Below are 11,096 nucleotides of genomic sequence, written 5' to 3' on the forward strand. Positions count from 1 at the left end.
GTCCGTCGGCGGGCAAGGGTGCGTCATGCGTGGGCACGGTAGGAGTCTGCGAGCGCGTTGGCGCAGTCGTCCCAGGTGGGCAGGCGGGTGGACGGCGTGCCGTGGCCGCCCTCCCCGACCGGCGCGTCCCCTGTGCCCCCTGTGCCCCCTCCTGTGGCCGTCCGTGTTCCCGCGGCTGTCTGTGCGCTCAGGTGACGGAGCAGGGCCGCGGCGACCGTGTGGGGGTCCGCCGGGTCGTCGACCCGTTCGGCCAGGCCGCGGTCGGCCAGCTCGCCGAGACCGGTGCCGGGGGCGACCACGACCGGACGCCCGAGCGCGATCGCCTCCATCACGGCGACCGGGTGGGCTTCGTACTCGCTGAGCAGGGCGACCACGTGCGCGCCGGCCAGCAGGTCGGTCATGCTCTGGCGTTCGGCCGGCGGGACGAAGGTGAAGCCGACCCGGTCGGCCACCCCCAGCCGGGCGGCCTGGGCCCGCAGCTCGTCCTCGTAGGGGCCGCGTCCCACCAGCACCAGCTGTGCCCGCGGCTCCTGTTCGAGCAGGGCGGGCAGCGCGGCGATCAGGTGGTGCTGGCCCTTGTACTTCTCGAAACGGCCCACCGAGACCACGGTCGGCGTGCCGGCGGCGGGCCGGATGCCGGTGGTGCTGGCGGGCTCGACGCCGTTCGGGATGACCCGCAGCCGGTCGGTGGCCACCCGCGCCAGCCGGGCGAACATCTCCTTCTCGAACTCGGCGACGCAGACCACCTGCCGGGCGCGGCGCAGCAGCGGGCCGAGGGCGCGCCACTGGGCGCCCCGCAGCCGGTGGCGCGCGGCAGACGAGTGGCCGCCGGTGTGCGGGCTGACCAGGTAGGGCGTGCGGGCCGCGAGCGCGGCGGTCATGGCGATGACCGGGACGGCGGTGTGCGCCCCCTGGCAGTGCACGAGGTCGTAGTAGCCGCCGCCGACCGCCGCGCGGATGCGTGGAGCGACGTAGTAGTCGCGCTCGCGCGGCCAGGCGGGCACCCGCCGCACCCGGATCCCCTCGACCACTTCGACGGGGGGCCGGCTGCCGTCGCGGTCGGTGGTCAGGATGTCCACCCGCAGGCCGGGCATGGTGTTCAGCCGTCGGGCCGTCTCGTAGACATGCGTCTCGATCCCTCCCATGTCGGGAAAGAACCGAGGGGTGACCTGGAGCACGCGAAGTCGTCCGGGCACGGTTATTGCTCCCTCGAGGTGGCGAACGCGGAGGTCAGGGCACGACACATCGGCACTGGGCTACGGCTGTGAGGTCTGCGGTGGTTGCGGTGGTGCGGCCGGGATGTGGCCGGGGCGCCACGGTAAATACCGTAAGTCATGGAATGGTTATCGATTGTACGATTTTTTCGCCGGCGAGCAGGTGGATCGTGGTCGGGGCGGGAACGGCCGCGTTCCCCACGGCCACGTCGGTCCTGTCTTTGCCCGCTGCCAGCGGCAGCCGCCAGCGCCGGCCCGCGCTGTTGACCACCTCCAGTGTGAGATCGCCGTTGTCGCCGTCGGCCCGGGTGACGGTGACCTCCAGGCCCGACTGGGTCCGGGTGGCGCCGAGCGCTGTCACCGGCGCGTTCATGGTCGTGTCGTCCGACCACCACGACAGGCCGACCGCCACGGCGATGATCAGTACTGGGACGGACGTCAGCAGCACGGCCCGGCGGGGCCCCGTCCGCCAGCCCCCGGACGTCCAGGAGGCCGGCTTCCAGGGCTCCGCCGCTCGGGGCAGGAAGGTACGGATCCGGGCCGCGACGGTGGCCGGCCGCAGGCCGCCGGCGGCGGCGAGGGCCACCGCCACGGCGCCGAAGAGCAGGTCGTAGGCGAGCGGGTTGTCGGCGAGCCCGACCACGGCCACCAGCAGCGAGCCGACCATCAGCCCGGTGACGGTGAGCAGCAGCAGCGCGGCGATGCTCGCCGGGGGATCCACCTGGGAGGTGGCCGGGGAGCCCGCCCGGGAAGCGTCCGCCGCGCGGTCGTGCCCGCGGGGGCTGCCGCGGCCGCTGCCGGCTTCCGCGCTCCGGGCGAGAACCGCGTGCAGGCCGGCGACACCGAGAACGATGATCGCGGTTCCGAGGACGGCCTGCGCGACGGTTGTGACGGCGTTCACCGGGCACCTCCGACGGACCGTGATCCCGTTGCCGGCGGAGCTGCTGCCGGCGCTGCCGGCACTGCCGTTGCCGGTGTCGCCGGGGCCGCCGGTGACCAGAGGGCGGTGACGTCGTATATCTTCACCGGCCCGTTGTCATAGACCTTCACCGAGCCCGGCTGGGTGTCGAACTTCGCCAGCATCGCCGCTGTCAGCCGGGTGCCCTCCGGCGCCTCGCCGTTCTCCGCGTAGAACGTCTCGTGCGGGAGGCCGTCGGCGAGCCGGGTGTCGACGATGACGTACTGGATGCGGCCGGCCGTCATGACCGCGCGTTCGTAGTCCCCGAAGGTGCTGCCGAAGTAGAGCGGCGCGCCGCTCGCCCCACTGCCCAGGCTGGTGACGAGCCACTGGCGGCCGACGCTCATCAGCCGGACCCCGGTCTCACGGTCGCCGACGATCCGGCTGCCCGCCGGCAGCGCGGTGTTCGCCCAGTTGGTGGCGGCGACCACGTACGGGTCGATGGAGCGCCCGTCGGCGATCACCAGGTAGGGCCCGGGCATCCGTGACCAGTCCGCGCCCGAGCCCAGAACCGTCCCACCGATGAACACGAAGACCGCGAACGCGGCGGTGAGCCGTACCCGGAACGCCTGCCTGGTCGCGCGGCGGGTCGCCAGGTAGCTGGTGACGGTGAGGCCGAGCACGGCGGCGATGCCGAGGTAGACGAAGGTGGACAGGCGGGTGGACAGCTCGGCCGTGCGCGGCGCGACGGTGCCGATCACCGTCAGCGGGAACGCCAGGTGCATCAGCCGCAGCAGCCGGTACAGCGTCGCGTGCCGGCTGTCGGTGTCCGGCCGGAACCTGAACGGGCCGATCGGGATGACCGACACCGACCACAGCAGGGTCGAGCCGAGCAGCGCGACGATCTGCCAGGCCGGGGTGGGCGTGCCGGCCGAGTCGGTGAACATCTTGCGGCTCTTGGCCTGGCCGCTGGCGACGTTGCCGGCCTGGTGGAAGCTCTCCGAGAGGATGGGGCCGAGGTAGTCACCAAGCATCGAGACGTTGACCAGTGCCCAGCCGGCGGCCGCCACCAGCCCGACCAGGGTGACACGGGCGAGCGCCCCGCCGTCCGCGCGGTCCCGGCGGGCGAACGCGCACAGCGTCCACCCGGCGAACAGCCCCACGGTGATCCAGCTTGTGATGTGGTGGGTCAGCGACAGCGCGATCCACGTCATCACGATCAGCACGCCCGCGGTGGCCCGCCCGTACCGGTCGCGGTCGACGACGACCAGCAGGAGCAGCACGGTCAGGGCGATGGCCAGGGTCTGGTAGGCGAACTGCGCGTTGAAGAAGAAGAACTGCGGGCTGCAGGCGTAGATCGCCACCCCGGCACCGGCCGCGTAGGCGGACCGGCTCACGCGTTCGATCAGCAGGAACAGGCCGTACACCAGCAGGACGCGGGCCAGCAGGACGACGCCGGTCACGGCCACCTGGTCCGGCACGCCGAGCAGCTGGACGACGGCGTTGGTCAGCAGCTCCAGCCCCGGGAAGCGGGGGCTGACCGGCAGGCCCGGATGCGAGGTGAAGACGCCGCCGGTCGCCTGCAGATCGAGCAGGGTGCGCAGGTGCAGCAGCTCGTCGAACTCGCGGACGGCGGAGATCTGGGTCAGCTCGAAACAGAAGTACAGGCCGACGCCGAGCAGCACCGACACCCGCAGCCGTTCCCGGCGGGAGGTGTCCGTCCGCAGCAGGCGGGTCACGCCGGCGACGAAGACCGTGATCAGCCCGGGCCAGAGCAGCGCGGTGCCCACGTCCGGATGCCCACGGCGCCCGAGCAGGTAGGACACGGCGACCAGCAGCACCCCGGCGGCCATGACGGTCGCGACGGCGCGGGACCGGTCGGGGCCGGTCGGAGCATGACCAGCCGGGCCCGCGATGACGGGCTGTGCGGCCGGATACCCGTCGGCGACGGGGACACCGCCCGGCCGCCCGCCGGCCGGGCCGTCCCAGGACGCCGGCGCCCTCCGCCACGGCCACCAGGACCGTGACCGCCAGGACCGCGGCCGCCACGGCCACCAGGACCGCGGCCGCCAGGACCGCCACGGCCGCTGGTCCGGTAACGGCCCGCGGCCCGCGTCGGTGTCGCCGACCGGCTCGGCGGCCGGCCCGGTGACCGGCTCGAGGAGATCCGCCACCGGATCGCGCGTGACCACGATCGTGTCGGGGTCGGCAGGCGCGTCCGGTAACCGCGCGCTTTCCTTCATCCGGTTGTTCACCCGGTCGTTCACCCGGTCATTGTCGGGTGCGCCGGGTCTCGCGCGAGCGACGGATCCGACGGCGCGTCCGGGCACGGGCTTCGTGAGGACGATGGTGTCGGTGCGTTCCCGCAGCCCGCCTCCGGCCGTCGGCACGGCGTTGTCAGCTGGGCTGATGCGGGTCGTGTCGTCGTTGGCCGCGCCGTCCGCGCTGGGCGCCCGGGATCTGGTGGGCCGGGTTTCGGTGGGCCGGGATTCAGCAGGCATGGGCCAGGTCCCGGTAAACGGCTTCTATGCGTGGCACCACTTCGCCGGCGGTGAAGCTCGCGGCACGGTCGCGGGCGCGCCGGCCGAGCCGCTGCCGCAGGGACGGGTCGGCGAGCAGCAGGTTCATCGCCGCTGCCAGGGCCACCGGATCCGACGGCGGGACGAGGACACCGTCCTCCCCGTCCCGGACCATGTCCGCGATGCCGCCCATCCCGGTCGTGACGACCGGGACGCCGGCGGCCATCGCCTCCAGCACCACGGTGGGGCAGGGATCCGGCCAGATGGACGGGACGACGGCGAACGCGGCTCCGGCGAACGCCTGCATGATCTTTTCGTGGTCCCATGGCTCGGCCACGACGGCCCCGGCCGGCAGCTGGTCCGGCAGGTGGGGGGTGCGGCGGCCGACCATCAGCAGTGGCGGGCGGTCGGCGGGCAGCCGGGCGTAGGCGTCCAGCAGGATGCCGACGCCCTTGTCCCGGCTGAGATCACCGACGTACAGCAGGTAGCCGCCCGCGGTCATACCACCGGGGACGGTGTGTGACCTGGTGTCCAGCAGCTCGTCCGGGATGAAGTTCGGGATGACCTCGAAGGGTATGCCGCCGGTGGCAAGGGCGCTGTGCCGGGCGACCGCCGAGCTCACCGCGATGATCTTTTTCAGGGCCAGCCGGCGCAGGGCGCGGCCGCCCTGGTTGCCGGCGGCCGTGGCGAGGCCGACCGGCCCGCCGTAGTGGTCGTGGGCGCAGCGGACGCACCGCCGCGGCGACGGGCCGGCGCACACCTGCTGGCCGAGGTACATGAAGCGCTTGGTGGCGCAGACATGGCTGTAGTCGTGCAGGGTGAGCACCATCGGCGCGCGGGTCGTCAGGCGCAGCGGCGTGAGGCTGTTGACGATCCAGTTGTGCGCGTGGATGACGTCGGGACGCTCCTCGACGATGACGCGCCGCAGTGCCCGGGTCACCGCCGGGTCCGGCAGCGGCGGCGCGTAGAGCCGGTCCCCCTCCCCGTACAGGAAGGGCAGCGACGCGGTGACCGGCCGGACGGTCCGGATACGCATCCCGTCCCGGGTCGTCGTCCCCGATTTGTCACCGAAGGTGACTACGGTCACCTCGTGACGGTCGGCCAGGCGCCGGCCGAGGTTGTGGACGTGCCGTTCCTCGCCACCGACGATCGGCGGGAAGAACTGGGCCAGCAGAAGAATCTTCACGAGGCGGGACCTCCGGCCGGGCGCGCCTGGCCGCCCCTGCCGTCGGCCCTGTCGCGGCGGGCGGCGACGGGCAGCAGCAGGCGGCCGTGCAGATATCCGGCGGCCGTGAGCGCGGCCCCCGAGACGATGCTCACGGCGCCGCGGCGCCGGCCGGGGGTGCGCATCTCGCGCCAGACGGCGCGGGGGAGCGTCCGGGACACATAGGTGCGTTCCGTGGCCAGGGCGGCCGTGCTGCCGACCCGCTCCGAAATGAGCGCTTTCGACCGTCCCTCGGCATAGCAGCGCCTGCGGAAGTAGGTGAAGGAAGCCCGCGCCGGCGTGACACGGTGGTGCACCCTCGCGCGCGGCTCGTAGAGGATGGTCGCCTGGGGGTCGGCCTGCCGCAGCCGGATGCCGAACTCGGTCTCCTCGCACCCCAGCGGGGTGGACCCGATCCGGCCGATGCCGTCGCTGAAGCCACCGACCCGCTCGAAGACGCTCCGGCGGAAGGACATCGCCGCGCCGATGGGATTGCGGACCGGCTGGGCGGAGGTGGGCAGGCCCTCGTAGCTGCAGCCGACCACCCAGTCGAACTCGGGAGGGAACCACGCCGGCCGCCCCGAGGCCGGCCAGGTCGGCACGGCGGCACCGCCCACGCCCTGCACGGTCGGTTCCGCGTACGGGGCCAGCAGGTGCTCGAGCCAGTCGGGCGCGCCCTGGGCGTCGTCGTCGAGGAACACCACGATGTCACCGCGAGCGGCCCGCACGCCGGTGTTACGGGCCGCGGACAGGCCCCGGGCACCGGTGTTCGCGAGCACCGTCACCCCGTCGAAGGTGGCCCGGGCGCGGGCGAGCAGGGCGTCGTTGTGGTCGACGACCAGGATGATCTCGTCTGCCGCCGTCCGCTGGTGGCGGACGCTCGCGATGGCGGCGACCAGGTCGTCCCAGCGCTCGAGGGTGTAGGCGCAGATCACCACGGACGCGGCCGGCGTCACCGTGGGCCGCGCCGCCGTGGCGGGCCGCGGCATGACGATCGTGGAGGGAGGGGCCTGCGCGGGGATCAGCGAGGCCGGCGCGGCAGCCGTCGCGCCGGCCGCCGCGTGGGAGGGGCCGAGGGCCGGACGGGAGTCGTCGGTTCCGCCCGGGGCGGTGCCGGTGGATGCCGTCACGCGCATTCCGCCTCGGAGCTGGCCACACCCAGCGCGCCCACACTGCCCACGCTCGCGTCGGCTTCGGGAACCTCCAGGCGGACGCCTTCCGGGGTTTCGCCGCGTGCCTGCCAGGGCCGCAGGACGGTCAGGCTCGGGCCGACCGCGGCCGCTGCGGACCAGCGCGGTACCAGCCTCCGCCGCCGGCCACGCGAGCCACGGGACTCGGCCAGAATGGTGCGCAGGACCCGCAGGCCGTCGGAAAAGGCGTTGAGGTTGCTGACTCCGTGAATACGGGGATGTTCGAAGCTCGGTATTTCCACCACGCGCAGACCGGCCCGGGCCACCCGCATGTTGATAACGGTCTCGACCTCGAAGCCGTCCCCCCATTCATAGACTTCGGAACGATCGCCCGGCTCCAGGTTGAGGGCGGGCAGGCAGTGCCGCCAGAACGCGTTGTAGCCGTAGCAGAGGTCCGAGTACCGGCAGCCCAGGAAAATGTTGACGAGGCCGCTGAGGAAAGCGTTGCCGGTCCGCCGCAGCCGGGTGATGTCGCTGCTGCCGCCACCGTTGATGAAGCGGGATCCCTTTGCGAAGTCCGCGCCGGCGGTGAGGGCCCGGACGAATTCGCCGATCTCCGCGGGGTCGGCCGAGCCGTCGGCGTCGAGCATGACGAGGATGTCACCGGTGGCCGCGGCGAAACCACATGCGAGCGCGTTTCCCTTGCCGCGGCGGGTCTGGCCGACAACTATGATGTCAGGACGCAGTGACCGTGCGACCGCGACCGTGTCGTCGGTCGACCGACCGTCGACGAGGACGATTTCGGCATCAGCGGGCAGGTTTTTGAAGACGTGCGGAAGGTTGCGTGCCTCGTTGAGCGTCGGAATAATGACGCTGACAGTCGGAATTTTGATGGTCGTCGGTAGGTCCGAGCGTCCGGACACCTGTCCCCCCATACGCTGGATGTCGGGATGCACCGTGGGTCAGGCGGACCCGAGCCGATGCGGTGCCCCCGGTTCTCTGTCGGCTTTCCCTGCGGTGGTCGCCGTTTCAGTGGTTTGACCCGGCGCTTCCTGACGGTGTGCCACGCCTGGCGGCGTACTTGGCTGTCGTCACATGCCCCCCCGGGCGCAGGACCGGCAGCCGTCATCACCTGTCTATTGCGTCATCTCCTGCCGTTGGACGTCCGTGATCTTCTGGTCGGCCAAAGGTGTCACGATCAGTGTTCCGCGAGCAGACGGCAGCCGCAAGGACTGTTGGCCGCGGGATCGTCGAGACACCCATGATCCAATTGGTTGATGATGATCCAATTGATTGACGAGAGTTCGCGGTCAAAAATTTAGCATCGCCCGCGGAGGCGGTCCCGGCCGGGCGGTGCGCTCAAATATTGTTTGCACGTTGTTTACAGTTTGTTCATTTTATGCGATCAGAAGCTCTGGCGATGAATCGCGATCCGCTGAAATCGTGACGCTGATATTGCTCAGCGTAGTTTTGATAACCAAGAGTAATGCAATGTTTGCACGGAGTTCTGATCGGGCAGGGCTCCGGGTGAGGGCTCGGAGCCGCCCTGGGCGTCGCCGGCCCGGATGTCCGCACAAATTCCCTCGCATCCGTGTGCCCGGCGTCCGAACGACGACAATGTGTTTTCCCGATCTTACATTCTGGTTCGTTGTTGAATTCTTGTGATCTTGTGATGAATTTCACCGTTGCCCGCGGGATCCCCTGCGGCCCGGGCCGGTCGGCCGTCTGAGCGACGCGCTCCTATGGCTCCTGCCGGCAGGACAATTATTATGCTGTTTTTTTGCGACCTGGGCGGTCCGGGAAGCCGGGAGTTCCGGCCGGCCCAGGGCCGGTGGATCTTCGTATCGCGCGGGGCGCTGCCCGGGCGTCCGACACCCGTCGGGCCCGGCCCGGCTAAGGACGCGGGCGGATCCGCGAGAAGGCGGGGCACGGGCAGCGTCCGCAGTCCGACCCGGGGCGGTAATGTCGGTGATCGACACGAGAATGACCACAGCGGCAGGTTGCCCACCATTGGGCCAGGCCGCCCCTGGCGGATCTTCGAGCGCGCGGGCAGCCGTCTGCGCCGGCCAGCGCCCAGCGGTGCCGGCACCGGTGTTCCCCCAGCTCGCGGTGTGCGTCTACGAGCACACTGAAAACGGTACCGGATATCCGTCCGGTACCGTTCCGGCGAGCCCGCTAGGCGGTCGGCCGGCGGCGATTCCCGGGTGGCCTGAGGTTTCGTTCGTGTATGTGCCGGGTAACCCGTGCGCGTCGCGCGCGGACCGCGGCGATGAGGACAACGACCGCGAAACCCAGCAGCAGGACAGGAGCTCGCAGAATCAGGTCGGATCCGATATTGATCGCCTTGCTCTTCAGCCCGCCGCCGCTGTCGCCCGACGACCGGGTGAATCCGACGCCAACGGCGATCAGCGCGTAGACCAGTGGCGGCGCGATGACGATCCCGAGGAGGTCGTCGGCGTGCACCCGGGTGGCGGCGAGGATGCAGCCGGCGATGAACAGGACGCCGAAGGCGACGCCCGGGGAGCCGGACAGCGCCACGTCGATGGCTGCGCCGACCGCCCCGGCCAGGGTGAGCAGGAGGGCCGCGCCGAGCGCGGTCAGGCCGCGCCGGCTGCCCATCACCACGGTGGGCGCCTCGTCGCCGCGTCGGCCCTGGGTGCGCCCGCGTCGAGCGGTTGGTGGGCCGGCACCTCTGGCGCGGCCGGACGGACCGGTCGACGGACGACGAGGTGGCGAGTTCACTTGGGCAAGGTACCGCCCGGCGTTGCCCCAGGTGTCACCGGCGAGTGTCATCTCCGCGCGGGACAGTTGAAAGCATCACTTTCGGTATTGACGTTAAAACGTTTGGCGACTCCCGGTGCTCCTCGACGAGATCATCCAGATGTACCGCCGGCCGTGCCCGCAAGTTCGGTCGCGGACAGTGCGCGTACGCCGGTTTTCACCGGCGACGGTGCCGCCAGTACGTCTTCCACCACCTCCATGGCGGCGAGCCTGCGTGCCGGCACCAGCACCCGGCTCTCCAGGGAGCCCACCGCCGTGTTGAAATCGGTCACCGTCCGGCTGAGCGAGCGGCCGAGCCTGTCCACATGCTCGCCGAGGGTGCCGAGGCGGGTGTAAAGATCCCTGCCCAGTTCGAAGATCTCCCTGGTCCGGCTGGTGAGCGCCTCCTGGGTCCACGCGTGGGCGACCGTACGCAGCATCGCGATCAGCGTGGTCGGGGTCGCGATGACGACCTTTTTCGCGGCGGCGTGCTCCAGCAGCGTCGGGTCCTTCTCCAGTGCCGGCGCGAGGAACGCCTCGGCGGGCACGAACAGCACGACGAACTCCGGGCTGGCGGGCAGGTGCCGCCAGTACGCCTTGGCGCCGAGCGAGTCCACGTGCGTCCGCAGGTGCCGGGCGTGCGCGGCCAGCCGCTCGTCCCGGGCCCGTTCGTCGCGGGCCTCGGCGGCCTCGAGAAAGGCCAGCAACGGCACCTTGGCGTCCACGACGATGTTCCTGCCGCCCGCGAGATGGACGACCATGTCCGGCCGCCGCACGCCGTCCTCGGTGCTGGTGACCGGCTGCTCGGTGAAGTCGCACCGGGCGAGCATCCCGGCGACCTCGACCACCCGGCGCAGCTGCATCTCCCCCCAGGCGCCGCGGGCCTGCGGCTTGCGCAGCGCCGTGACCAGCGCCGCCGTCTCGGCCCGCAGGCCCTCGGAAGCCTGTTGGACGCCCCGGACCTGCTCGACGAGGCCCGCGTACGCCTCCACCCGCGAGATCTCCAGCTCCGCGAGGCGCTGCTCCATCCGGCCCAGCGTCTCGCGCAGAGGGCCGACGAGGTGCTCGACCGCGGCCCGCCGCTGCTCCAGGTCGCCGGTGGCGTGGGCGCCGGCCTCCTGCAGCCGGGCCGTGGCGAGCTCCAGGAACTGCCGGCTCGCGCCCTCCAGCGCCTGCGCGGACAACGCCTGGAACGCCTCGCCGAGACGCTGCTGGCTGCGCTCGACCAGGCTCACCCGCTCGGCCGCGGACCGCCGCTCGTGGTCGAGCGCGCTGCGCATCCCCGCGAGGTCGACCTCGGCCAGCGCGGCCCGCTCCAGCGCGGCGTGCTCGGCCCGGCGCAGCGCCTCCAGCTCGCGGGCTGTCCGGCTG

The 11,096-nt window shown here is 71.7% G+C and carries 8 protein-coding genes; all 8 read right to left on the minus strand.

Annotation, left to right across the window (positions count from 1 at the left end; all coding sequences use genetic code 11):
* Positions 1-23: 23 nt before the first annotated feature.
* The 8 genes from NBX02_RS03865 to NBX02_RS03900 all read right to left on the minus strand — a co-directional run bounded on the left by NBX02_RS03865 (position 24) and on the right by NBX02_RS03900 (position 11,077).
* Complete coding sequence (locus NBX02_RS03865) at positions 24-1,196, minus strand: glycosyltransferase family 4 protein (RefSeq protein WP_250283480.1); 1,173 nt, start codon at positions 1,194-1,196, stop codon at positions 24-26.
* 136 nt (positions 1,197-1,332) lie between these two features.
* Entirely contained in the window at positions 1,333-2,115 is a 783-nt protein-coding gene (locus NBX02_RS03870; protein ID WP_250283482.1) for a hypothetical protein, read from the minus strand.
* The gene (locus tag NBX02_RS03875; RefSeq protein WP_250283484.1) at positions 2,112-4,613 is read right to left on the minus strand and encodes a glycosyltransferase; all 2,502 of its coding nucleotides are present in this window, start codon (positions 4,611-4,613) and stop codon (positions 2,112-2,114) included. Before NBX02_RS03875 ends, NBX02_RS03870 begins: the two co-directional genes overlap by 4 nt.
* The gene (locus tag NBX02_RS03880; RefSeq protein WP_250283485.1) at positions 4,603-5,817 is read right to left on the minus strand and encodes a glycosyltransferase family 4 protein; all 1,215 of its coding nucleotides are present in this window, start codon (positions 5,815-5,817) and stop codon (positions 4,603-4,605) included. The genes NBX02_RS03875 and NBX02_RS03880 overlap by 11 nt, the downstream gene beginning before the upstream one ends.
* The gene (locus NBX02_RS03885; RefSeq protein WP_250283488.1) at positions 5,814-6,971 is read right to left on the minus strand and encodes a glycosyltransferase family 2 protein; all 1,158 of its coding nucleotides are present in this window, start codon (positions 6,969-6,971) and stop codon (positions 5,814-5,816) included. The genes NBX02_RS03880 and NBX02_RS03885 overlap by 4 nt, the downstream gene beginning before the upstream one ends.
* Positions 6,962-7,900, minus strand: a complete 939-nt coding sequence (locus tag NBX02_RS03890) for a glycosyltransferase family 2 protein (RefSeq protein WP_445548251.1) — start codon at positions 7,898-7,900, stop codon at positions 6,962-6,964. The genes NBX02_RS03885 and NBX02_RS03890 overlap by 10 nt, the downstream gene beginning before the upstream one ends.
* A gap of 1,240 nt (positions 7,901-9,140) precedes the next feature.
* Positions 9,141-9,758 carry a DUF6542 domain-containing protein gene (locus NBX02_RS03895; protein ID WP_250290030.1) on the minus strand — a complete coding sequence of 206 codons (618 nt, stop codon included), beginning with the start codon at positions 9,756-9,758 and terminating at the stop codon, positions 9,141-9,143.
* An 80-nt stretch (positions 9,759-9,838) separates the two neighbouring features.
* Entirely contained in the window at positions 9,839-11,077 is a 1,239-nt protein-coding gene (locus NBX02_RS03900; protein WP_250290031.1) for a DNA recombination protein RmuC, read from the minus strand.
* Positions 11,078-11,096 lie beyond the last annotated feature (19 nt).

The sequence above is a fragment of the Protofrankia sp. CiP1_Cm_nod1 genome, assembly GCF_920888515.1.
Classification (GTDB): Bacteria; Actinomycetota; Actinomycetes; order Frankiales; family Frankiaceae; genus Protofrankia.